The sequence below is a fragment of the Acinetobacter sp. ANC 4169 genome, from assembly GCF_002135355.1.
In the GTDB taxonomy this organism is placed as follows: domain Bacteria; phylum Pseudomonadota; class Gammaproteobacteria; order Pseudomonadales; family Moraxellaceae; genus Acinetobacter.
In genome coordinates this window covers 59,579-85,050 of record NZ_NEGE01000006.1, presented here as the reverse complement: position 1 = coordinate 85,050, position 25,472 = coordinate 59,579, and the positions used below count along the sequence as shown (strand labels likewise).

General features: G+C 42.5%; 20 protein-coding genes. 11 read left to right on the top strand and 9 right to left on the bottom strand.

The window, feature by feature from the left end; all coding sequences use genetic code 11:
* Window positions 1-44 precede the first annotated feature (44 nt).
* Window positions 45-1,055 (bottom strand): AraC family transcriptional regulator, encoded by a 1,011-nt coding sequence (locus B9T26_RS06215; protein WP_086198874.1) that lies wholly within the window; start codon window positions 1,053-1,055, stop codon window positions 45-47.
* Between the two features lie 217 nt (window positions 1,056-1,272).
* Between B9T26_RS06215 and B9T26_RS06210 the strand changes: the two genes are divergently transcribed.
* The 5 genes from B9T26_RS06210 (at window position 1,273) to B9T26_RS06190 (ending at window position 8,752) form a co-directional block, all read left to right on the top strand.
* A complete protein-coding gene (locus B9T26_RS06210) occupies window positions 1,273-2,391 on the top strand; it encodes a CaiB/BaiF CoA transferase family protein (RefSeq protein ID WP_086198873.1) in 1,119 nt (372 codons plus the stop codon).
* Window positions 2,392-2,512: 121 nt separating this feature from the next.
* A complete protein-coding gene (locus B9T26_RS06205) occupies window positions 2,513-3,793 on the top strand; it encodes a carbohydrate porin (protein WP_086198872.1) in 1,281 nt (426 codons plus the stop codon).
* Between the two features lie 181 nt (window positions 3,794-3,974).
* Window positions 3,975-6,377, top strand: coding sequence for a glucose/quinate/shikimate family membrane-bound PQQ-dependent dehydrogenase (locus tag B9T26_RS06200; protein ID WP_086198871.1), 2,403 nt, complete (start codon window positions 3,975-3,977; stop codon window positions 6,375-6,377).
* Window positions 6,378-6,630: 253 nt separating this feature from the next.
* Window positions 6,631-8,274 (top strand): nitrite/sulfite reductase, encoded by a 1,644-nt coding sequence (locus tag B9T26_RS06195; RefSeq protein WP_086198870.1) that lies wholly within the window; start codon window positions 6,631-6,633, stop codon window positions 8,272-8,274.
* Entirely contained in the window at window positions 8,267-8,752 is a 486-nt protein-coding gene (locus B9T26_RS06190; protein ID WP_086198869.1) for a DUF934 domain-containing protein, read from the top strand. Before B9T26_RS06195 ends, B9T26_RS06190 begins: the two co-directional genes overlap by 8 nt.
* 74 nt (window positions 8,753-8,826) lie before the next feature.
* Here B9T26_RS06190 and B9T26_RS06185 read toward each other — a convergent pair whose 3' ends face one another.
* The 3 genes from B9T26_RS06185 to B9T26_RS06175 all read right to left on the bottom strand — a co-directional run bounded on the left by B9T26_RS06185 (window position 8,827) and on the right by B9T26_RS06175 (window position 11,310).
* Window positions 8,827-9,276 carry a VOC family protein gene (locus B9T26_RS06185; RefSeq protein WP_086175400.1) on the bottom strand — a complete coding sequence of 150 codons (450 nt, stop codon included), beginning with the start codon at window positions 9,274-9,276 and terminating at the stop codon, window positions 8,827-8,829.
* A gap of 222 nt (window positions 9,277-9,498) precedes the next feature.
* Window positions 9,499-10,674, bottom strand: coding sequence for a thiolase family protein (locus B9T26_RS06180; RefSeq protein WP_086198868.1), 1,176 nt, complete (start codon window positions 10,672-10,674; stop codon window positions 9,499-9,501).
* Window positions 10,675-10,788: 114 nt separating this feature from the next.
* Window positions 10,789-11,310, bottom strand: a complete 522-nt coding sequence (locus B9T26_RS06175; RefSeq protein WP_086198867.1) for a GspH/FimT family pseudopilin — start codon at window positions 11,308-11,310, stop codon at window positions 10,789-10,791.
* A 375-nt stretch (window positions 11,311-11,685) separates the two neighbouring features.
* Between B9T26_RS06175 and omp38 the strand changes: the two genes are divergently transcribed.
* On the top strand, window positions 11,686-12,753 hold the full coding sequence (gene omp38, locus B9T26_RS06170) for an outer membrane protein Omp38 (RefSeq protein ID WP_086198866.1): 1,068 nt from the start codon (window positions 11,686-11,688) through the stop codon (window positions 12,751-12,753).
* Between the two features lie 145 nt (window positions 12,754-12,898).
* A complete protein-coding gene (locus tag B9T26_RS06165; RefSeq protein WP_086198865.1) occupies window positions 12,899-13,726 on the top strand; it encodes an alpha/beta fold hydrolase in 828 nt (275 codons plus the stop codon).
* A gap of 56 nt (window positions 13,727-13,782) precedes the next feature.
* Here the strand turns inward: B9T26_RS06165 and B9T26_RS06160 are convergent, their stop codons facing one another.
* From B9T26_RS06160 to B9T26_RS06150, 3 genes are all read right to left on the bottom strand, one after another.
* Window positions 13,783-15,243 (bottom strand): amino acid permease, encoded by a 1,461-nt coding sequence (locus B9T26_RS06160; protein ID WP_086198864.1) that lies wholly within the window; start codon window positions 15,241-15,243, stop codon window positions 13,783-13,785.
* Window positions 15,244-15,252: 9 nt separating this feature from the next.
* A complete protein-coding gene (locus B9T26_RS06155) occupies window positions 15,253-16,278 on the bottom strand; it encodes a class I SAM-dependent methyltransferase (RefSeq protein ID WP_086198863.1) in 1,026 nt (341 codons plus the stop codon).
* A gap of 65 nt (window positions 16,279-16,343) precedes the next feature.
* On the bottom strand, window positions 16,344-17,714 hold the full coding sequence (locus B9T26_RS06150) for a uracil-xanthine permease family protein (RefSeq protein WP_086198862.1): 1,371 nt from the start codon (window positions 17,712-17,714) through the stop codon (window positions 16,344-16,346).
* A 173-nt stretch (window positions 17,715-17,887) separates the two neighbouring features.
* On the opposite strand from B9T26_RS06150, the gene typA reads away from it, so the two are divergent.
* Window positions 17,888-19,726, top strand: a complete 1,839-nt coding sequence (gene typA / locus B9T26_RS06145; RefSeq protein WP_086198861.1) for a translational GTPase TypA — start codon at window positions 17,888-17,890, stop codon at window positions 19,724-19,726.
* A gap of 219 nt (window positions 19,727-19,945) precedes the next feature.
* A complete protein-coding gene (gene mscL / locus B9T26_RS06140; protein ID WP_086198860.1) occupies window positions 19,946-20,383 on the top strand; it encodes a large conductance mechanosensitive channel protein MscL in 438 nt (145 codons plus the stop codon).
* 147 nt (window positions 20,384-20,530) lie between these two features.
* On the opposite strand, the gene B9T26_RS06135 is transcribed toward mscL, so the two are convergent.
* Both B9T26_RS06135 and mutM read right to left on the bottom strand, forming a co-directional pair.
* Window positions 20,531-20,815, bottom strand: a complete 285-nt coding sequence (locus B9T26_RS06135) for a peptidylprolyl isomerase (RefSeq protein ID WP_086198859.1) — start codon at window positions 20,813-20,815, stop codon at window positions 20,531-20,533.
* A complete protein-coding gene (mutM, locus tag B9T26_RS06130) occupies window positions 20,812-21,666 on the bottom strand; it encodes a bifunctional DNA-formamidopyrimidine glycosylase/DNA-(apurinic or apyrimidinic site) lyase (RefSeq protein WP_086198858.1) in 855 nt (284 codons plus the stop codon). The genes B9T26_RS06135 and mutM overlap by 4 nt, the downstream gene beginning before the upstream one ends.
* A gap of 406 nt (window positions 21,667-22,072) precedes the next feature.
* Between mutM and B9T26_RS06125 the strand changes: the two genes are divergently transcribed.
* Window positions 22,073-23,335, top strand: a complete 1,263-nt coding sequence (locus B9T26_RS06125) for a carbohydrate porin (RefSeq protein ID WP_086198857.1) — start codon at window positions 22,073-22,075, stop codon at window positions 23,333-23,335.
* A gap of 22 nt (window positions 23,336-23,357) precedes the next feature.
* Window positions 23,358-25,463, top strand: coding sequence for a TonB-dependent receptor (locus B9T26_RS06120; RefSeq protein WP_086198856.1), 2,106 nt, complete (start codon window positions 23,358-23,360; stop codon window positions 25,461-25,463).
* Window positions 25,464-25,472: the final 9 nt, after the last annotated feature.

The window sequence follows — 25,472 nt, the reverse complement described above, 5'->3', positions numbered from 1 at the left end:
GAAACCTGGGCAAGAGAGTCTTAAAAAAGATTTACTGCTGTTGATCAGTGATAACCGTGCAACTGACGATAGAGACCCGGTGTTACCCCGGTCCATTTTTTGAAGGCACGGTGGAAGGTACTGGTTTCACTAAAGCCAACCTGCTGCGCGACATCTTCCAGGGTCAAGCCAGGATTGAGCAACAGGTGAATGGCCGCATCACGACGCAAGGCATCTTTAACGCCCTGATAGCTTTTACCTTCTGCAGCCAGACGACGACGCAGGGTTTGCGGAGATAGGTACAACATCGATGCCACATCATTCAAGGTTGGCATTTCTTCACCAATCTGGCTCTTCAACACTTCACGGATACGAGAAGTCAGCGAGTTGGTATTTTTGAATTTAACCAGCAACTGTGCAGGCGCTGCTTTGAGGAATTCTTCCAGCGTGTCTTCATTTTGACGAATGGGTAAATCTAAATAATCCGCAGCAAAGGTAATTTCGGTACGAGGCATATCAAACTGCATGACGGGTGCGAAGAACAGCGCATCATATTCCTCAGCGTGATTTGGGCGTGGATAACTAAAATGTACGCGTTCAAGCGGTAAACGACGTTCAATCAGCCAGGAAGCCAAACCGTGCCAGATCATCAGCATACTTTCGGTAATAAAATGGTCGGGATCCATACTTTTTGGAATAAGAGGAACCAGACGTGCTTCGTGTTTGTCACGTTCTAGAGTCACCGACCATTCATCGCCAAACAGTTTGTAGAACTGAGAAGAAAGCTCTAAGGCATCTCCTAGCGTTTTCGCGTGAATAATCAACTGACACATAATGGCAAAAGTGCCCAAACGACGTGGCTGCACATCAAAGCCGACATGTTCGTCCTGGGTCACCATCCATAACATCTTAATAAATCGGGTGTATTGTTCTGGAGAAATACGTGCTTTAGGCTGACGTAAGAGTTCCGCCTCAATTCCCACATGTGACAATAAAGTTTCGACGTCCATTCCTAGACGTTTTACGCCTGTCAGAGCCGCGTTAACGAAGTGGATGCTGATCGTATCGCGACTCATATTAAATCCTTCAGTCTCTTTCTCTTTTATATTCACTTGCAGTTGACCTAAATGACGCTAAAAATGATTTGGATGGCAATTTACAATAGTTGTTTTACCTTATTTACATCTTAAATTGCCGAAATGATCAAGGTAAATGGCTGAACATGACATTGTTTTGTTGGTTTTATATTTCTAAGATGAATAGAAAATTAACATAAAAAGAGTAAAACTGGATATGACAACGGCTTTAAAAGGATTGAAAGTTCTTGATTTTTCTACCTTGCTCCCGGGTCCATTCGCGACTCTATATCTGGCAGACCTGGGTGCAGAAGTGATCCATATTGAATCGCCTACACGTCCAGACTTGATTCGGCTGTTACCGCCTTATGCCAATGGGCAGGCGACGGCACACAGTTATTTAAACCGTAATAAACAGTCTATCGCTTTAAATTTAAAAGATCCGCAGAGTATCGAACTGATTAAACAGAAGATTACTGAATACGATATTGTGGTTGAGCAGTTTAGGCCGGGAGTAATGCAACGGCTGGGCCTGGATTATGCCACGCTTGCAGCACTGAATCCCCGGCTGATCTATTGTTCGATTACCGGTTATGGCCAGACCGGAAGCTATAAAGATAAGGCTGGACATGACATTAACTATTTAGCTTTATCGGGGGTGGCAGGGCATAGCGGTCGGCAGGACAGTGGACCCCCGCCGATGGGCATTCAGATTGCCGATGTTGCAGGTGGTTCCTTGCACGCTGTAATTGGAATTCTGGCTGCGGTGGTGGAGCGCGCACAAAGTGGCTTGGGACAATATATTGATATTTCGATGACTGATTGTGTTGCCACTTTAAATAATATGGCCGCAGCAGCCACATTGGCAGGAAATACCAAACAATATCCACAGCAGTCGCATTTAAATGGCGGCACTTTCTACGATTATTATCAGACACAGGATGGCCGCTATTTATCGATTGGAAGTTTGGAACCACAATTTATGTCGGGACTGGCGCAAATTTTAGACTTACCGCTACTTGGCGAAAAAGGTGCTTCCTTTGACCCACTGGATCAGCAAGTGGTGAAACAAGCCCTGCAGGACAAAATTAAATCTAAAACCTGGCAACAATGGCAAGCGATCTTTGCTCAGCAGGATGTATGTGTAGAACCCGTTTTAACTTTAGATGAAGCCTTACATTCCACGCTGGCACAAGAACGGCAATGGGTGGTTGAAGTCCCGCTAGATGAAACAAGTCAACAGACTGAAACACAGCTGGCTTGTCCAATTAAATTCTCTCGATCTAAGACAAAATATCTATTTATTGGGCAGAGTATAGATACAGGAAAGTGGTAGTTTTAACATATGTTAAAAAATATAAACATAAAAAACAATAAATTAACAATTTATACTTAATGTTACATAAAAAACAGGAGTACCCTATATATATTACAAAATTATATAAAGGCTCTCCCTTATGAAGAAATTAAATAGAACATTTAGTTTTGGTGTGAGCTTAATCTCCCTAAGCTGCGCCATTTCAACACTACATGCAGCAGAAGCTTTTGATGCGCAAAGTCAGTGGATGTTTGGTGACTGGAATGGCAAACGTACCGAGCTCCAAGCAAAAGGTTACGATTTCAGCTTTGGCTATACCGGTGAACTGGCAACATTACTTGATGCAAAACGTTCATCAAGTCATGGCACTGAATATGCCGATCAATTCGCTTTAGGTGCTCACTTAGACTTAGAGAAAATTGCAGGTTGGAAAGACACCGAAGCGCAAATTACCGTGACAGAGCGTAATGGCCGCTCACTCTCTCAAACTTCCGATGCTTTGGCCGGTCATAAAAGTTCAGTACAAGAAGTCTGGGGCCGTGGTCAAACCTGGCGTTTAACTGACTTCTGGATCAAGAAAAAATTCCTGGATCAAAAACTGGATGTGAAAGTCGGTCGTTTTGGTGAAGGTGAAGACTTTAACAGCTTCGACTGCGATTTTCAGAACCTGGCACTTTGTGGTTCACAAGTCGGTAACTGGGTCGGTGATCAGTGGTACAACTGGCCGGTCAGCCAATGGGCTGCACGGGTGAAATACAACCTGACTCCAGACGTGTATGCACAAGTCGGTGCTTATGAATATAACCCTGAAAACTTAGAGCGTGGTAAAGGCTTCAATTTAAGCACCGATGGTTCGCATGGTGCGATTATTCCTGCTGAAGTGGTTTGGACACCGAAACTCGGTGCCGCAAAACTTCCGGGTGAATACCGTGCCGGTTATTACTATAGTACTGCGGATGCAGCTGTCATCGGTAGCATCACAAATGAAAAAGATCATCATCAGGGTGGCTGGGTGGTTGCCAAGCAGCAATTAACGGCCCATAACGGCGATGCGTCTCGTGGCTTGAGTGGTTTTGTAAACTTAACTGTACATGATACTGACACAAATCAAGTCAGCGACATGCAAAATATTGGTTTGGTTTATAAAGGTTTAATGGATTCTCGTCCTCAAGATGAGATTGCGGTTGGTGTAGCTCGTATCAATATCAATGATGATGTCAATGATGCAAACATCGCTAACAATAATGTAGATGTCCGTGGTCTACAGAGCGAAGAATACAATACCGAAATTTATTACGGTATTCATGCCACAAACTGGCTAACCATTCGTCCAAATGTTCAATATATCCACCAGGTTGGTGCATATAAAAATGGTGAAAATGCTTGGGTTGGCGGCATTAAATTCCAAACAGCATTCTAGTTTCTCGATGTCTAGTTTCTAGATGATAAGTACTTGGGTTTTATCATGCGATGCTTGGAGCACACCTCTCTTTATAAAGGCTGATTTAATTCAGATATTTAAAATCTAAAAACTAAAAAAGGTGCTCATATTTAAATATAGGTATGAGCTTTAAAAAGAATCTTAAAAATAGGTGGTCAATATGAGCACTCCCTCTACAGGTTCAGTTCTAAAAACGATTTTGGCTGTAGTTGCCATCATTTTCGGTTTAGTGCTGCTGCTCGGAGGAATATATCTTGCAGTATTGGGTGGGTCTTGGTACTACATCATTGCAGGTTTATTCTTCATCGCTACTGCAATTTTATTGCAAAAATTAAAAAGTTCGGCACTTCTGGTTTACGCGGTGCTGGTATTAGGTACTGTGGTGTGGGGGCTTTGGGAAGTGGGTTCAGACTTCTTTGCGCTTGCACCTCGTCTGGACATTTTAGGTGTCTTTGGTCTTTTATTGCTTATTCCTGCAGCAACTCGCGGATTTGAAAATACCAAAGGCGCAAAACTGGCGCTTACAGGCACATTGGCAATCACCATTGCGGTGATGATCTACTCGGTATTTAATGATCCTCAAGAAATTCGGGGTGAGTTAAGCACCAAACAGCCTGCAACATCGCAGCCCATTCCGGGTGTGGCAGATGCTGACTGGCCGGCTTATGGTCGTACCCAGTCTGGTTTACGTTATTCTCCATTAAAACAAATTAATTCTGAAAACGTAAAAGACTTGAAAGTGGCTTGGGAATATCATACTGGTGAATTCAAAACTGAAAACGATTCCGGTGAAACCACCAATCAGGTCACGCCAATTAAAGTCGGTGACAATATGTACATGTGTACAACTCACCAAAAATTGACTGCACTTGATCCTGCAACAGGTAAGGCCAAATGGACCTATGATCCTAAACTTAAAGCCGATCATACCTATCAGCATTTAACTTGCCGTGGGGTATCTTATTTTGATGTCAACAATACGGTTGGTTTTGAAACCAGTTTAGCTGCAAAGAAAACCACCTCTGCTGAATGTCCTCAAAAAGTGATTCTGCCGGTGAATGACGGTCGTCTGGTTGCGGTGAATCCGCAAACCGGTACGCCATGTTCTGACTTTGGTACCAATGGCGAAGTGGATCTGCAAAAAGATATGCCATTCCCATATCCGGGTGGTTATATCCCAACTTCACCTCCAGTCATTACTGGTACGACTATCATTATTGCGGGTTCGACCACCGATAACTATTCGACCGAAGAGCCTTCTGGTGTCATTCGTGGTTACGATGTGAATAGCGGTGAACTGCTTTGGGTGTTTGATACCGGTGCAGAAGATCCAAATGCGATTCCAGCACCGGGTCAAAAATTTGTGCATAACTCGCCAAACGCATGGGCACCTTTGGCCTATGATGCAAAACTGGATATTGTGTATGTACCAACCGGTGTAGGTACCCCAGATATTTATGGCGGTCACCGCACAGAATTGGATGAACGTTATGCCAACTCAATGCTTGCGCTAAATGCATCTACCGGTAAGTTGGTGTGGAATTTCCAAACCACCCATCATGACTTGTGGGATATGGATGTACCGTCTCAACCGACATTGGCTGATATTAAAGACAAGTCTGGCAATATCGTGCCTGCGATCTATGTATTGACGAAAACAGGGAATGCCTTTGTGCTTGACCGTCGTAACGGTAAAGCAATTGTACCGATTACTGAAAAACCGGTTCCACAAACAGTGAAACGCGGCCCGCAAACCAAAGGCGAACGTTATTCACCTACACAGCCATTCTCTGATTTTGATATGGCGCCGAAAGACAAATTGACAGATAAACAGATGTGGGGCGCAACCATGTTTGACCAAATGATCTGCCGTGTGTCATTCAAAAAACTCAACTATGAAGGCATTTATACACCGCCATCAGAAAACGGTACATTGGTATTCCCAGGCAACTTGGGCGTGTTTGAATGGGGCGGTATGTCGGTCAACCCCGACCGTCAAATTGCAGTGATGAACCCGATTGGCTTGCCATTTGTCACTAAACTGATTCCTGAAGATCCCAACCGTCCTAAAACTGCCAAAGGTGCAGGTACAGAAGCTGGTGTACAGCCAATGTATGGCGTACCTTATGGTGTTGAAATCAGCGCGTTCCTGTCTCCATTTGGTCTACCTTGTAAACAACCAAGTTGGGGCTTTGTCGCGGGTGTCGATTTAAATACCCATGAAGTAGCCTGGAAACGCCGTATCGGTACCATCCGTGACAGTATGCCGGGTATTCCATTGCCTCCATTCAAAATGGGTGTACCAATGCTGGGTGGTTCAATCTCTACTGCGGGTAACTTGATGTTTGTCGGTGCAACCCAGGACAATTACATCCGCGCCATCAATGTCACCAACGGTGATGAGCTTTGGAAAGGTCGTCTTCCTGCAGGTGGCCAGGCAACCCCAATGACTTATGAAGCCAATGGTAAACAGTATGTGGTCATCATGGCTGGTGGTCATGGTTCATTCGGGACCAAAATGGGTGACTCTGTGGTTGCTTATGCCTTACCCGATAAAAAATAAACTGCCTATTTAGGTTAAGTCTAAAAAGTCCGATTCGTCGGGCTTTTTTTTATGAAAATAAATGCTAAAGAATAAACAAAATGAGCAATATCATTAAAAATGAATTAAAAAAGGCTGAAAGGCTCTATATCTGTGAAGCTTGACTACACTTATCAATAAAACCGCTATTAAATATGTAAAAAACGCATTTTGTTGATAGATCAAATCTCGTTATGCTGTGCACCGTTATAATAGAAACTACTAGCTGTACGCCATGTATTTATATACTGATTTTGACCAGCAACTGGTCAATGAACGTGTTGCACAGTTCCGTGACCAAACGGAACGTTATTTAGCAGGTAAATTGACGGAAGATGAATATCGTCCGCTTCGTCTGCAAAACGGCCTTTATGTACAACGTTATGCGCCAATGTTGCGTATTGCAGTACCTTATGGTCTGATGAATTCAAAACAATTGCGTAAAATTGCGGAATTAGCCCAAGACTATGACCGTGGTTATGCACACGTTTCAACACGTCAAAACATTCAGTTTAACTGGCCTGCGCTAGAAAATGTGCCGGACATGCTGCAAGAGCTGGCATCAGTTCAGATGCATGCGATTCAAACTTCAGGTAACTGTATCCGTAATACCACGACTGACCAGTATGCCGGTGTGGTTGCCGGTGAAGTGGCTGACCCACGTCCGACCTGTGAATTGATTCGTCAATGGTCTACATTCCACCCGGAATTTGCCTTCTTGCCACGTAAGTTCAAAATCGCGGTTTCTGCGCTTGAAGAAACTGACCGTGCGGCGACTTCATTCCATGACATCGGTGTATACATCGTGCGTAATGAAGCAGGCGAGATGGGCTATAAAATCAAAGTGGGTGGTGGCTTGGGCCGTACCCCGGTGATCGGCAGCTTTATCCGTGACTTCTTGCCACGTGAAGATTTGATTGCTTATTTAGAAGCAGTACTGCGTGTATATAACTTGCACGGTCGCCGTGACAACAAATACAAAGCTCGTATCAAAATTTTAGTAAAAGCTTTAACACCAGCCGTATTTGCAGAAAAAGTGGAAGCTGAATTTGCACATACAGTAAAAACTTTAAAAATCGATGCAGACACCTTGGCAAAAATGGATGAGAACTTCACGCCATTTGATTATCAAGCTTATGCCGATGAAGACTTTACTGAACAGTTTGCAGCGCATCCGAAGTTCAAGCAGTGGTTCAACATCAACACCAATGCTCATAAAGTACAAGGCTACCGTATTGTTACGATTTCTTTGAAACGTGCCGGTATCGCACCGGGCGACATGACGGTTGAAGAGATGAACTTGATTGCTGATCTTGCAGATAAGTACACCTTCGGTGAGTTCCGTACTACACATGAGCAAAATATTGCACTTGTTGATGTACCGCAAAAAGACCTGTTTGAATTGTGGAAAATTCTCGATCAGCATAACCTTGCACGTGCGCACATTGGTTTCTTGACCGACATCATCTGCTGCCCAGGCGGTGACTTCTGCTCGCTCGCAAATGCGAAATCAATTCCAATTTCAGAAGCGATTTCACGCCGTTTTGATGATCTGGATACCATCTATAACCTAGGCAAACTTGACTTAAATATTTCAGGTTGTATGAATGCCTGTGGTCATCACCATGTCGGTAACATCGGTATTTTGGGTGTAGACAAAAAAGGTGCAGAATTCTACCAAATCACTTTGGGTGGTAATGCGGACCATGATGCCTCAATTGGCGACATCTTGGGGCCATCATTTGCAGCGGAAGTGGTACCTGACATCATCGAAGAAATTTTGAATACCTATCTTGACCTACGTCAGGAAGGCGAAGAATTTATTGATACATACCGCCGTGTCGGCATTCAACCATTTAAGGAGCGTGCATATGCTTAATACCGCACTACAAGTGCTCTCTAAAGATGGCACAATTGCAGACAATACCTACCAGCTTATTGGTGAAGATGGCGTATTGCCACAAGGTGACGTGGTTCTAACTGTTGAACAGTTAGACCAGCTTGCCAATGTGTCAGGCAAAAAAGCACTCTACATCACTGTAGATGCTTCACCTGAAACCCATGAATTTCCGCTTGACCAGTTAGATGCAATTTTTATCGAATTTGCAGGCTTTAACGATGGTCGTGGCTATTCATTTGCTGCATTGTTACGCCGTCAAGGTTTCCAGGGCGAACTGCGTGCAACTGGCGATGTGTTCAAAGACGTGTTGAACTACATGAAGCGTTCAGGTTTCGATACTTTCGTGATTAAAGAAGGTAAAGATATTCAGGAAGCAGCGGCTGGTTTAGGTGACTTTAGCAACCCATACCAAGCTTCAACTGCAGTTGAAAAAGCACATTATCAAACAGGTGCTTGATTGTTTTAAGCCGATGTTAAAAAAAGCCGGATTGATTCCGGCTTTTTTATGCGTGTTTGAATAAAAAATTGAGATCACATTGCTTCTAATTGGCAATTCACCATCCACTTAATCCCGAACTGATCAGTAAAGGCACCATACAGCGCACCCCAAAAAGTTTTGTCTAATGGCATTTCAATTTGTCCATTCACAGATAACGCGTCAAATAAACGTTTTGCTTCTGCTTGTTCATGGGCATTCAGATTAATTGAAATATAGTGATTATTACCTTTGGTGAAAACGGTATTATTTTGTGCACAGAATTGATCATTGGTATCGGATGCCATCAGTTCTGTAAATGCATTAATCGGTAGTGAGACATGAAGGATTAGATTTTTATCTGCTTCAGATAGCGTGACCCCTTCTTGCGCTGGTAACTCTCCATAACGGGTAAGATTGGAAAACTCACCACCAAAAACAGATTTATAAAAGTTAAATGCTGCTTCGGTTTCACCCTGGAAATTCAAATAATGATTGAGTTGCATGATAATCCTTTGTTGTTGTTTTTGATGGTTCTAATTTAGCAGGCTTCAGCTTAAATTTTGATGATGAAAATATAAAAAAGTGTAAGCATAAAAAAATCCCTCAAAAGAGGGATTTTTAGTTCCTTCCGTTATTAAAGGATGAGGAACGATGTTCCGCAAGAGGGGAGGATTTAAAAATAATCCCTCTAAATCTCCCTTTAACAAAGGGAGACTTCAAAACAATTAAAGCAATTCAATCGCCACAGCGGTCGCTTCACCACCACCGATACAGAGTGCCGCAATACCTTTCTTGCCGCCAGTGCGTTTAAGTGCATGAATCAAGGTCAAGATGATACGAGAACCAGTAGAACCCACCGGATGGCCGAGTGCACAAGCACCGCCATTAATGTTTACTTTAGCTGGATCAAGTTTGAAGTCATCCATTGGACACATGGTCACCATGGCAAAAGCTTCGTTAATTTCCCAAAGATCGACATCTTGTGCATCCCAACCGGTTTTATTTAAAACTTTCTGAATGGCACCGACTGGAGCAATGGTAAATTCTGAAGGATGCTGTGAATTTGAAGCATAAGCCACAATTTTTGCAAGCGGCTTCAAGCCTTTCGCAGCAGCTTTTTCACTTGAGGTGAGTACAAGCGCAGAAGCACCATCTGAAATCGAGCTGGCATTGGCAGCCGTAATGGTTCCATCTTTAGCAAATGCAGGACGAAGCGTTGGAATTTTGGCAATGTTCGCATTAAAGGGTTGTTCATCTTTATCAACAACAACATCACCTTTGCGACTCGACACGGTTACAGGCACGATTTCATCGGCAAAGTAACCTTCGTTTACGGCTTTTTGTGCACGTTCTAATGAACGAATCGCAAAGGCATCCATTTGTTCACGGGTATAGCCACGTGTATTTGCCGTGTCTTGTGCAAATGAACCCATTAAGCGGCCTGTTTCGGCATCTTCAAGACCATCAAAGAACATATGATCCTTGATTTCACCATGCCCCATACGGAAGCCACCACGTGCTTTAGGCAGGATATATGGTGCATTGGTCATAGATTCCATACCGCCTGCAACCACAATTTCAGCAGAACCGGCTTTAATCATGTCAGCAGCTTGCATAACCGCTTTCATGCCTGAACCACAAAGTTTATTAATGGTGACTGCACCTGTTGAATCAGGTAGCCCGGCTTTACGCATCGCCTGACGAGCTGGCCCTTGTTTTAAGCCAGCAGGGAGCACGCAGCCCATAATGACTTCTTCGACATCCGTTGCTTGTAATCCTGCACGAGCAATCGCTTCCTTGATGGATGCTGCGCCAAGTTCAGGGGCTGTGACACTGGCTAAGCTACCTTGAAAGCCGCCCATTGCGGTACGTGCGCCATTTACAATTACGATGTCTGTCATTATTTTTTCTCCGAGATTGACTTTTTAGGGAATTATTTTCCAAGCCTAAGCAGTATATTGAAAAATGAGCAGGAATAAAGTGGGATTGTTCTACGTCTTTAGACTGATAAGTTTTTAGCAGATGGATAGGTTTTCGATCCGCATATGTCCCATCGCACTCAGAACCAGTTTCTGGTGATGATCAGAAACGATTGAACAGTAATAAAAACTGCCATTTGAACCTATAGGCAGGCCATTTTCCGCTTGAAAAGTTAAGCTGGGGACATTCAATGTTCCTCTCCAATCTAAATGCCCATATTTCAAATTGGTTGATTCTGTATAGATAATTTTTTCGCCTGTATCAATTTGTCTATTTTTATTGCTATCGAGAAAAATAAGTAAACCAGCAGTCCATTGGTTTGTTTGACAATTCATTTTATTTTGGCTGGGACATATCACTACATTGCTATGATAAATAGATGCTTGCGATTTAGCTAATTGAATCGTTGAAATCAGTTTATTGGTGATAGCGTTGACTTCCTGCTTGGCTTTTATTTCTTGAAAATAAGGTATAGCGATGGTAGCCAGAATGGCAAAAATAGCCAAAGTAACGATTAGCTCAACTAATGTGAAACCATTTTTTGGTTGAAAAGGCATTTAAAATGATCCTGTAATATATTTTTTTTAAATTATTTGTGTTATTAGTGTTTTGTTTTTTAATTGTTTTTTTTGCGAGTAATATTTATTACTCAACTTTTAAGAAAGCTGTTAAAATAATTCGCAAGTGACAATAAGCTATTCATAAGAATAAATTGAGTAAAAAATTACCGAATTACAACGGAAATTGTAAGTAATTTTGTCAATAATTTACTTGATTAAAATTATCAAGCACTTGGAAAAAAAATAAAGTGTTTGTATGATTCACAGTGAATAGCTTAAGAATAAAACTGGGGTAAAAGAAAGCCTATCTCAGAATAGTCAAATTCTAGGCTTTAGCTTGAACAACAATTGTTATCTCTGGAGGATAAATCCATGAAAATGAGTCGTATTGCATTAGCAATGCTCGTTGCTGCACCTTTAGCTGCTGCTAACGCTGGCGTAACTGTTACTCCATTAATGCTTGGTTATACATTCCAAGACACTCAACACAACAACAGCCGTGGCAACTTAACTAATGGTGGTCAAGAGCTTCAAGATGATTTGTTCGTTGGTGCGGCACTAGGTGTTGAATTAACTCCATGGTTAGGTTTCGAAGCTGAATATAACCAAGTTAAAGGTGATGTAGAAGGTCTTGGCGTAGCAGCGGGCTCTGAATACAAGCAAACTCAAATCAATGGTAACTTCTATGCTACTTCTGATTTGATCACTAAAAACTATGACAGCAAAATCAAACCTTACGTATTGTTAGGTGCTGGTCACTATAAATATGATCTTGATAGCGCTGCTGGTCGTGATACTCGTGGCCTTGAAGAAGAAGGTACTCTTGGTAACGCTGGTCTAGGTGCTTTCTGGCGCTTAAACGATGCTTTATCTCTACGTACTGAAGCTCGTGCTACTTATAACATCGACGAAGATTTCTGGAACTATACAGCTTTAGCTGGTCTTAACGTAGTTCTTGGTGGTCACTTGAAACCTGCTGCTCCTGCAGTAGAAGTTGCTCCAGTTGAGCCTGTAGCTCCAGTTCAACCAGCTCCACAAGAGTTGACTGAAGACCTTAACATGGAACTTCGTGTGTTCTTTGATACAAACAAATCAAACATCAAAGACCAATACAAACCAGAAATCGCTAAAGTTGCTGAGAAGTTAGTTGAATATCCAAACGCTACTGCTCGCATCGAAGGTCACACAGATAACACTGGTCCACGTGCATTGAACGAACGTTTATCTTTAGCTCGTGCTAATTCTGTTAAATCTTCACTTGTAAATGAATACAATGTAGATCCAGCTCGTTTGTCTACTCAAGGTTTCGCTTGGGATCAACCGATTGCTGACAACAACACTAAAGAAGGCCGTGCTATGAACCGTCGTGTATTCGCGACTATTTCTGGTAGCCGTACAGTTGTTGCAGAACCTGCTCAACAAGCTCCTGCAGCTCAATAATTTATTATTGAACTGATTTAAAAAAAAGCAGCCGCAAGGCTGCTTTTTTTTGCGTGCTACATAAGCATAACTTGTTTAATACACAGTTTTATTTTGATCTTGTTCTAATAAACACCCATATACACAATAAAAAGAGGGTGAAAAAATGACACAGATGTTAACAACAACAGATGGAACCTCGATTTATTACAAGGATTGGGGCGATGGCCCTGTGGTGGTTTTTTCCCATGGCTGGCCTTTATCGAGTGATGCTTTTGAAGACCAGATGTTATTTCTGGCTGAACATGGTTTTCGGGTTATTGCATTTGACCGACGTGGTCATGGAAGGTCAAGTCAACCTTGGGCGGGGCACAGCATTGATCAATATGCACAAGATCTGCATCAACTCATTGAACACCTTGAATTAACTGAGTTTGCTTTAGTCGGACATTCCACCGGTGGAGCAGTAGTCACCCGTTATACGGCAAAATATGGACAGCAAAAGGTGACTAAACTCGCGCTCATTGCCGCGGTAACACCTCTGATGATTAAGCGGGATGATCATCCAGACGGTTTGGATTTAGACGTATTTGATGAAATGCGTGCCAATTTATTGGCCAACAGAGCCGATTTTTATCTGGATTTTGCTAAATCATTTTATGGCTATGACAAATTATTAAATAAAACCTCAGAAGGAGTGATACAAAATTTCTGGCGTATTGCCATGCAGGGGTCAATCAAGGCACATTACGATTGTATCCATGCTTTTTCAGAAACAGATTTACGTGAAGATTTAACCCAGATTACTGTACCTACTTTGGTGATGTATGGAACAGCAGATGAAATTGTACCGCCAGAAATTTGTAGTCAGCAGGCGGTCAAACTTTTAAAACATGGGGTAGAAGAGCAAATTAAGGGCGCACCGCATGGTTTATGTACCACCCATAAAAATGAAGTCAGCTTTGCCTTGAAAGAATTTTTGGCACACGACTGACGATCATAAAAATAAAAAAACAGCCCAAAGGCTGTTTTTTTATGACAACAGTAGCGTTAGTCCTGATCAGGATTCATGGGCTTAACATCCATGTCTTGATAAGAAACCAACTTGGTTTTGTTTTTCCATTTATAACCCAGCCAAATCACCAAAAATAATGGAATGCTGATATAAGTAGATAACACGCCAAGCCAGTCACCGCTAAGGAAGGCTTGATAATTTTGTCCCAACACTACAATGGTACAAAGAATAAATGCAAACCAAGGCGCAAACGGGAAAAACTTGGCTTTATAAGCCAAATCTTCCAGTTTATAACCCTGTGCCAAATAACCTTTGCGGAAACGGTAGTGTGAAATGGCAATGCCTAGCCAGACAATAAAACCACACATGCCTGACATATTTAACAACCAGTTAAATACTTGCTGCTCACCAATAAAGGTAGTGAGAAAGCAGAGCGCTGCAATCGCAGTGGTTACATACAAGGCGTTCATTGGTACGCCACGCGCATCAAGTTTACCAAAGATTTTTGGTGCACTACCTTTACGTGCCATGTCAAACAGCATACGGGTCGATGAATACATGCCCGAGTTACCCGCAGACAGGATTGCAGTTAAAATCACCGCATTCATTAAACCTGCAGCAAAAGCAAAACCGACTTTTTCATACAGTAAAGTAAAGGGTGACAGGGTGATATTATCGCTCGCAGCCGCCTGTAATAGACGCGGATCATCATAGGCCACTAATGTTCCAATGATGAATATACACACCACATAGAACAATAAAATACGCCAGAAAATCTGCTTAATAGCCACAGGAATAGTCTTTTTAGGATCTTTGGATTCACCTGCAGCCACACCCACCATCTCTGTACCCTGGAAGGAGAACCCGGCAATCATGGCGACACCGATCATGGCCTGTAAGCCACCCACAAAAGGTGCATCACCTTTAGTCCAGTTGGCAAAAGTCACCATGTTTGGCGTCAGCATGATTTTCGCAATCATGGCAATACCAATAATAATAAACACAATGATGGCAATGACTTTAACTAAAGAGAATAAGAATTCGCTTTCACCAAAGCCTTTTACAGAGAGTGAGTTAATAGCAAAAATAACGGCAAGGAAAATGGCACTCCAGTAGAATCCAGGAATATCAGGGAACCAGAATTTCATAATGAACTGAACTGCAACCAGTTCAAATGCAACGGTAATGGCCCAGTTGTACCAATAGTTCCATCCCAATGCGAAGCCAAAACCGCCTTCTACGTATTTTGTACCATAAGTAAAGAAGGCACCTGAAGTCGGGTTGTGGGTTGCAAGCTCACCCAGACTGGTCATCAGGAAATAAATCATGATCCCAATCAGACAGTAAGCCAATAAAGCACCGCCCGGACCGGCATTGGCAATTGTTGCACCAGAAGCCAGGAATAAGCCTGTACCGATAGAACCACCAATGGCGATCATATTCAAATGACGTGCACCCAGCTTACGCTGTAAATGTGCAGATTGAGTTTCGCTCATCGTTGTTCCTTAAGATTTCTTTTCAGTGCTAGCGAACAGCACTTTAAAACCTTGTTGATCTGCTTTGGTGGTACATGCACCAAAGCTTTGTTCAATAAGTAATGGATAATTTAAAAAGCGGTTTGCCACAATCCATAATTCACCACCCGATTTTAAATGACGGCGTGAAGTCTTACACAAGTTTTCACTGGCATCGTAATTGGTCTGAATGCCTTGATGAAATGGGGGATTGCTGACGATGGCATGCAAGAAAAGCGGCGCATCTTCAATGCCAGTAACCGCAGAAATTTCCAGCTGTTCTGGTGAGAGGCTGTTTTTTTCAAAAGTCATGCGGGTAGAAGCCAAGGCAAAAGCATCGACATCCAACGCAAAAATGCGGTTTTTCGGATTCAGTTTCGCCAGATAAGCACTGATCACTCCGGCACCACAACCAAAGTCGGCAATTTTACCTGAAGTGACTTGCGATAAAAACGGTAAAAATACCGCTGTACCAACATCCAGGCGATTCTGGCTAAATACACCAGGCAAGGCGCAAATGCTTAAATCACCTTTAGGCGTTGCAACGGTATAGTGCTGCGCCCAATCTGCCAAAGTTTTTTCTTTCACAGTGGATTCAATGGTGACTTGCCACATTTGGCAATGGCGTGCGCTATCCAGTTTGACGGCTTTACCATAAGGCTGTAGCTGTTTGGCTGCACGCTCAACGCCACCTTTCTTTTCCCCAACCAGGAAAATCGACGCTCCCAACCCCAAGCGGTTGACTACATTATGCAGTAGGTAGTTTAAGAGTTCTTTGGACTTAGGCACAAAAATAATGGCCTGGTCAAAACTGCCTTCAGGAAGCTCTACACCAAAATGTACAGCGGCTTGCTGAGACTGAAAATATTGAAATTCATTATAATTCCATGTCCATAAACATGGAGTGATGTCTTTCTCTAGATTGGAAAGTAAATCATCAGTCGGTGCATTGACTAAAAGCACACGTCCAGAAAGATATTCATGCTGTCGAATGACAACTTCACTTCTTGGATCCATTTTTTATCTCGCCATTGAAAAACTCTGCCCAGACAATGCTGGGCAGAGTTGATGCTGAAATGAAATTATTTCTTCGATTCAGGAAGAATAATATTTAAGAGTAATGCGGCAATACCACCAGTCGCTACACCTGAACTGAAGATGTTACGGAATAATTCTGGAAGATGCTCCAAAATTTGTGGGACTTGTGCAACACCCAAACCCAGTGCCAGAGAAATGGCAATAATCAGTAGGGCACGACGGTCAAGATGAATGCCTGACAGAATATTAATACCTGAGGCAGCCACTGCACCAAACATCACCATGACTGCACCGCCGAGTACTGCTTGAGGCACAGCCTGAATCACGCCAGCAACAGCAGGAAGCAAGCCCAGAATCACCAATAATGCAGCAATCCAGATACCCACATAACGGCTCGCAACCCCAGTAAGCTGAATCACGCCATTATTTTGCGCAAAAACAGAACTTGGGAAAGTGTTGAAGATACCTGCAAGAAATGAGTTGGCACCATTCACCAGCACACCGCCTTTAATACGTTCCATCCATTTTGCACCATCGACAGGCTGGTTGGAAATTTTAGAGGTCGCGGTAATATCGCCAATCGCTTCCAGTGAGGTCACCAAATAAATGAATGCCATTGGAATAAATAAGCTCCAAGAGAAGCTTAAACCAAAATGCATTGGGGTTGGAATTTGTACCAATGGTGCATCTTTCAAGCCGGAAAAATCAAGATGTCCCATGAAACCGGCAAGGGCATAACCAATAATCAGGGCAATCAAAATGGCTGAGCTTTTAACCCAGGTGATACGTACACGGTTCAAGACAATGATAATCGCCAGTACGGTACATGACATGATCAGGTTATCTGCATTGGCAAAGGTTTTATCACCCATGGCCTGATAACCGCCACCCATACTGATTAAACCTTCTTTAATTAAGGTTAAACCAATCAGCAGTACTACAATACCTGTAACAAGCGGAGTAATCAGTCGTTTTACCCACGGTAAAATGCGTGAAACGCCCATTTCAATAAATGAACCTGCAATCACCACACCGAAAATAGACGCCATCACTGCTTCAACCGGCGTACCTGCAGCGACCATCGCTGAACCAATACCGATAATAGGACCGATAAAGTTGAAACTGGTCCCTTGAACAATCAGCAAGCCTGCGCCAAATGGGCCAACTTTTTTACATTGTAGAAAGGTTGCAATCCCCGAGATCACCAAAGACATGGAAAGAATCATGTTGGTGTCTTCTTTTGAAACGCCAAGCGCTAAACAAATCAGCAATCCGGGCGTGACAATTGGGACAATAATCGCAAGTAAATGTTGCAGAGCAGCCAAAAAAGCGATAAATGGTTTAGGTCGATCGTTTAATCCATAGACTAAATCAAGACTATGTTGTTGCTCGGGAGAGTTTTTTAAATCAGACATGTAAGGAAGGTACAGCAGCAATTTGGCGTTATTCTAATCGAGTTACACGCGTTTACAAACCAAAAAAAAGGCGAATAGCCAAAAAAACTTGTAACTGTCAATAAACTGTCACTACTAAAAGTTTAGTTTTTTCTGTATAATTTGCCCTCAAATTTAATACGTATCGAATTTACATGTCAGATATTAAAACTCTCCGTAACATCGCCATTATTGCGCACGTCGATCATGGTAAAACTACTCTTGTAGACAAACTTTTACAGCAATCTGGTGCTCTCGGTGATCGCGCGGGTGAGATCGAGCGTGTCATGGATTCTGGCGCTATTGAGTCTGAACGTGGTATTACCATTCTTGCAAAAAACACTGCAATTAAATGGACTGATGCTCGTACTAACACTGAATACCGCATTAACATCGTGGACACCCCGGGACACGCCGACTTTGGTGGTGAAGTTGAACGTGTAATGTCGATGGTTGACTGCGTACTTCTTCTTGTGGATTCACAAGAAGGTCCAATGCCACAAACTCGTTTCGTAACGCAAAAAGCGTTCGCACGCGGTTTGAAACCAATCGTTATTATCAACAAAGTAGACAAGCCAAGCGCGCGTCCTGACTGGGTAATTGACCAAGTATTCGACTTGTTCGACAACCTTGGCGGTACTGACGAACAGTTAGACTTCCCAGTAGTATATGCTTCAGGTCTTCGTGGTGTAGCGGGTCCTTCTCCAGAAGAACTTGCTGACGACATGACTCCATTGTTCCAAACAATCGTAGACATCGTTGAACCACCAGCAGTTGACGTTGACGGTCCATTCCAAATGCAAGTGTCTTCACTTGACTATAACAGCTTCGTTGGTGTTATCGGTGTTGGTCGTATCCAACGCGGTTCAGTTAAATTGAATACACAAGTGACTGTAATTGACAAAGAAGGCAAAACACGTAACGGTCGTATCTTAAAAATCATGGGTTACCATGGTCTAGATCGCGTTGACGTTGAAGAAGCTTCTGCAGGCGATATCGTTTGTGTAACAGGTATCGATGCGCTTAACATTTCTGACACCATTTGTGATCCGAAAGCAGTTGAAGCACTTCCAGCGCTTTCTGTAGATGAACCTACAGTGACTATGACTTTCCAGGTAAACAACTCACCGTTTGCTGGTAAAGAAGGTAAATTCGTAACTTCACGTAATATCCGTGAACGTCTAGATCGCGAATTGATCCACAACGTAGCATTACGTGTTGAAGATACAGATTCTCCAGACCGTTTTAAAGTATCTGGTCGTGGTGAACTTCACCTTTCAGTTCTTATTGAAAACATGCGTCGTGAAGGTTTCGAAATGGGCGTATCTCGTCCACAAGTAATCTTGAAAGAAGTTGACGGCGAAAAACAAGAACCGTATGAAAACGTTACATTTGACGTTGAAGAACAGCACCAAGGTGCTGTAATGGAACAAATGGGTCACCGTAAAGGCGAAATGACCAATATGGAAGTTGACGGTAAAGGCCGTATCCGTATTGAAGCTACTGTTCCTTCACGTGGCTTGATCGGTTTCCGTTCAGAATTCTTAACGATGACTTCTGGTACAGGTATCATGACGTCTAGCTTCTCGCATTACGGTCCAATGAAACAAGGTACTGTTGCGAAACGTCAAAACGGTGTGTTGATTTCTATGGTTCAAGGTACTTGCCTTGGCTATGCATTGTTCACACTGCAAGACCGTGGTCGTCTATTCGCTAAACCTCAGTTAGAAGTTTACGAAGGTATGATCATTGGTATTAACTCACGTTCTGACGACATGACAGTTAACCCAACTAAAGCGAAACAGTTAACAAACGTACGTGCATCTGGTACTGATGAAGCGTTAACTCTAGTTCCTGCTGTAGAATATACACTTGAACAAGCACTTGAATTCATTGAAGATGATGAGTTAGTTGAAGTAACACCTAAGTCAATTCGTATCCGTAAGCGTTACTTGACTGAAAATGAACGTAAACGTAACCGTTCTGGTAAATAATGATTTAATCAGTTTGAACTGATTTAAATGATTGAAAAAATGCTATCACGTCAGTGGTAGCATTTTTTTGTTTACAATTAGCAATTTAATATATTCAACATACATAATTCCAAGTAAATTAAGGGGGAATTATGACCTGTTATAAATGCATTATCGCAGCATACAGTTCTCAAAATATATGAATAAAGAATAGCTTTACAGATAAACTGGAGAAAAGACATGAGTATTGTTCAAGAATTTAAGGAATTTGCCATTAAAGGCAATATGATGGATTTAGCCATTGGTGTCATCATTGGTGGTGCTTTTGGTAAAATCATTGATTCATTGGTTAAAGACATTATTATGCCTTTAATCACGGTGATCACCGGTGGTGGTGTAGATTTCACACAGAAATTCTTTGTATTAGGAAAGAACCCCGATAATTTACAGTCTTTAGATGCCTTAACTAAGGCGGGTGTAAATGTACTGACTTACGGTAACTTTTTAACAATTTTAATTAACTTCTTAATCTTGGCTTGGGTCGTATTCTTGTTGGTTAAATTTATGAACCGTTTACGTAAACAAGAAGGCCCGGTAGAGGAAACACCAACCACTCCAGCCGATATCGAATTGTTGCGTGAAATTCGTGATGAATTGAAAAAACGTCCTCAGGCGTAATTTTTGATTGAAATAGAAACGGCGCATAGGCGCCGTTTTTTATTGAATCCCTCCCGACCTTCCTTTCTTGCATTTCGTTTTAAAGCAGTGCTTAAAACTCATTCAGGGAGGAGAAGTCCCCCTTTTTCAAAGGAGGATTTAGGGGGATTAAAAATCCATCCGGAACTTAATTTCCAGCAAGTGCCAGCCAAACTGGCTTTTGATCGGGCCATGCAGTTCACGTTCAGGCAGAGTAAATACTGCTTTATCAATTGGACCAACCAGCTGGCCTTTTTTAATGTCGCCGAGTTCGCCGCCTTTTTTGCCAGATGGGCAAGTCGAATGCTGTTTTGCAATTTTGGCAAAGTCAGCGCCGCCTTTAATTTTCTTTTTTAGCTGTTCGCACAGCTCTTTGTCTTTGACCAAAATATGGCGGACAATCGCAGACTTCATGCTTTGCTTCCTTTAATGGCTTTCTGATTGGCTAGTTTAACTTTTTTCAAAGGCTGACACTCTGGACAAAATACCGATGCACGTTGTCCCAGCTTTAAATTTTCCAAAGTGGTTTCACAGTTCACACACATCTCGCCAGCACGGCCGTAAGCCAACAGGGTTTGCTGGAAATAGCCATTTTCCCCCATGGCATTACTATAGTCACGTAAGGTCGAGCCGCCTAGGTCAATAGCCTGTTTTAAGATGCGTTTGATTTCAATCACAAATTGTTCAATTTGTTGAAAGCTGAGACTGGAAGCCGGTTGTGCAGGGTGAATGCCTAAGTTGAATAGGCTTTCAGTGGCATAAATATTACCCACACCGACCACAATATGGTTGTCCATAATCGCAACTTTGGCCCCGACATTTTTCTTTTTAAATTTTTCAGCTAGATATTCGGCATTAAATGCTTCGCTTAACGGCTCTGGGCCTAGGGTATCAATCAGTTTTGTCTGCGAATTTTGATCGAGCCATAAAATGCAGCCAAAACGGCGTGGATCATGATATCTGAGTTCAACATCTTCAAATTGAATAATCAGATGATCATGTTTACGCAATTCCGTATGGGGATCACACAAGCGAAAACTACCGGACATGCCCAAATGCCAAAGCATGCTGTCATGTTCGAATTCAGCCAGAATATATTTAGAGCGACGGGTCAGTTTAACTAATTTTTGCCCGTTGAGTTTTTCAATGTCTTCCGGAATAGGCCAGCGCAGGCGTGATTCCCGAACTTTTACGGAAATTACTGCTTGATCAAGCAAAGGCAATAAACTGGTTTTTGTGGTTTCGACTTCAGGTAATTCGGGCATATTGAATTTTAGTGTGAGTAGATAAAGCTAATATCGGGTTGCAAGTCGCTGAATACAAGTTTTTATTTTGAATTAGATGGGGGGAAACTCTGATTTAACGCATAAAGATGAACCTTGTAAATTGGTTAAAAATATACCAATTAGTCTAATTTAATATTTTTACTTGTAGCCGGTCTGAATATTATTAAATTTTCCGGTTGTAATCTAATATATTGAAAAATATTAATATAATTAATTTTATAAAAACTAATTTTTATTTATTTTATCTTATATATAACTTATTGTTTTGTTTTGGATAAAAAAAACGATGAGATTAATATTTAAAAATTAGGTAATTTTCACGCAATACATAAACATCATTCAGCTTGATTGCTTGTTTAAACCTTCTTCATATTAGAGTTCTTCCATGAATAAATTTAGTCTAGCTTTATTACCAGCCTTGATGTTGGTTGCCATGACCCAAACTCAAGCCGCTGAAGCATTTGACCCTAATGGTCAGTATTTATTGGGCGACTGGAATGGTAAGCGTACCGAACTGGCCGGGCAAGGGGTGAAGTTTGATGCCAATATTGCTGCAGATGCTGCTTATCTGGCAGAGGGTGGCCGTGATGAGGGCAATAGTCCAACTGTAGCGAGCCAGTTATGGTTAGGCTCAAATTTCGATATGGAAAAACTTGCGGGCTGGGATGGCGTGACTATTCGTGCTGCGCTAAGTGCACGTCAAGGGCAAAGTACGACTGCTGATGATTTACAAGGTGAAGTGCCGCAACTTGCAAACGTTCAGGCAAACTTTGGCCGTGGTAATCAAAAAACACGTTTAAGCGAATTGTCGATTGAAAAGAATTTCAAAGAACAAGGTGTGAGCATCAAGGTGGGGCGTTTAGGTCTGGGTATGGACTTTAACGTGATGGCTTGCGATTTCCAAAGCACTGCTTTTTGTGCTGCGCAAATGGGCAAATGGCAAGGCAATATCTGGATGAATACACCGGTTGCACAATGGGGTGGTCGCGTGAAATATCAGGTGACTCCTGAAATTGCGGCACAAGTGGGTGTATATGAATTTAATCCTGAAAATGCTTTGGAACGTCACGGCTGGAACCTGGATACTGACAATGCAGATGGTGTCACCATTCCTGTGGAAGTGATCTGGACGCCTAAATCATTGCTGAATGGCTTACCGGGTAGTTACCGAGTAGGTGCTATGTACAACACAGCCGATGAAGCTAAAAACCAATATGATGTTGCTTATGCAAAAGGCACTGTGGGCGAAGACCGTACCTTTGCAGGCTGGTTGGCTGTAGAGCAGCAATTGACCTCGACAGGTTCGGGTAAACAGGGCTTGCATAGTTTTGCCAACTTTAGCTGGCATGATCGTAGCACCAATAAAGTGGATAATTCACAGCAACTGGGGGTGAAATATATTGGCTTATTCAATTCACAACCGAATGATATTCTTGGTTTAGCTGTAAACCGGGTACATGTAAACGATCGTGTAACAAATCCTGCATTTAATGCCAGTGCGGAATATAATGTGGAATTGAACTATAGCTATAACCCGACCAAGTGGTTGATGATTCGTCCAAATCTACAATACGTGATTAATCCGGGTTCAACCAACAATGTCGATAATGCATTTGTATTAGGCTTAGGATCAAAAATCATCTTCTAATTTAAAAAGCAGGTACTAATCAATGCAAAGTAAATATCTTCGGGTTTCCTTGAATACAAGTTTGCTTTGCTTGACAGCATGTATCTGCCAAAGCTTATATGCACAAACAGGTTCTACGGAACCTGTTTTACTTCCCACAATAAAAATTCAAGCGACCCGTACAGATACGGCATGGCTTGAAACGCCTGCATCGGTCTACCGTGTTGAACAAAAGCAAAATGAAAATAACTTAGGGATCAATCTTTCTGAAACCTTAAAAGGCGTACCGGGTTTACAACTGAATAATCGTGAAAATTACGCTCAGGATTTACAGATTTCCATGCGTGGCTTTGGCGCACGTTCAACTTTTGGGGTTCGTGGTGTTCGTCTCTATGTGGATGGAATTCCAGCGACCATGCCGGATGGGCAAGGGCAAACCTCAAATATCGATTTAAGCAGTCTGAGCCATATTGAAGTATTGGGTGGGCCATTTTCTTCACTCTATGGCAACTCATCTGGCGGGACAATTTTAACGTCCACCAAACAGGGTGAAGGCAAAGATTCCATTGAAGTGGGTTATTCAGGCGGTAGTCATCATAAAAGCCGTGCCGATGTGGTACTGCAAGGCGGTGCAGATCAAACCGGTGAGCCGAGCTATGTGGTCAGTTCATCTTATTTCGATACCGATGGCTACCGTGATCATAGCGCTGCCAATAAAATCTTAAGCAATGCCAAATTGACTTGGGATTTAGAGGATGGTTCCAAAGTCAACTGGATTGTGAATCATGTCGACATCAATGCGGATGATCCGCAAGGCTTAACCCGCCAACAGTGGCAAGCCAATCCTAAACAGGTCAATGATGCAAATAATATCTATGACGTGCGCAAGGAAATTAATCAAACCCAGACCGGGCTGACCTGGTCAAAACCAGTCACTGATCAGCATGAACTGTATGCCATGGCTTATGCAGGGCATCGTGAAGTCACACAATATCAATCGATTCCTCAAGCGCCGCAAAATAATCCGCGCCATGCAGGTGGCGTGATAGATTTTAGCCGAGACTATTACGGTACAGATATCCGTTGGATTGGAAAGAATCTTTTACCAAATACACGCCTAACAGCAGGTCTGGCCTTCGATTATATGGATGAAGACCGTCAGGGTTATGAAAACTTTAATGTCAATGGGCAGTTTGGCGTAAAAGGTAATTTACGCCGTGATGAACAGAATCTTTTATGGAATTTAGACCCTTATCTGCAAGCCTCTTGGGATGTGTTGCCAAGTTGGACTTTGGATGCCGGGCTACGATATAGCAATGTGCATTATGAGTCTAAAGATCACTATATTGTGGCAGGCAATGCTGATGACAGCGGTAAGACCGATTATGACAAGGTTTTACCATCAGCTGCTTTAACCTGGAAAATCAATGACCAGTTCAATGCCTATGCCAGCTATGCTAAAGGCTTTGAAACACCGACCTTTACAGAAATGGCCTATTCTGCAAATGATGGCATGAATTTCAATTTAAAACCTGCCAGTAGTGATAACTATGAACTGGGGATAAAAAGTCAAAATTCTTTAGGCAATTTTACTGCCGCCATTTTCCAGTCCAAAACTAAAGATGACATTGTCTCGGCAGGCACCATCGATGGGCGGGCAACCTATAAAAATGCAGATCAAACTTTGCGCCAAGGTTTAGAGCTGTCCTGGAATAAAAACTTGTGGCAGGATTTAAAGGTTGAAGCCAGTTATAGTTTTATCGATGCCACATTTGACGCAGCGATTCCAGGCAGTACTGTGCAGAAAGGCACCAAGATTCCGGGCATCGCCAAAAATCAGGCTTTTGCCTCTTTAGGCTGGCAACCGGAAACTGGATTTAATGCAGGTATGGATGTGCGCTATATGGATAAAGTCTATGTCGATGATTCAAATAGCGATGCTGCACCAAGCTATAGTATCGTTTCGGCCAATGCAGGTTATGTCTGGAAACAGGCCGATTGGAAAGTGCGTACTTTTGCCCGGGTAGATAATTTATTTGATGAAAACTATGTCGGTTCAGTCATTGTAAATGATGGGAATGGGCGCTTCTTTGAACCAGCGGATGGTATGAACTGGAGCGCAGGTTTAAGTATAACTAAAGCTTTTTAAGAGGGTAAC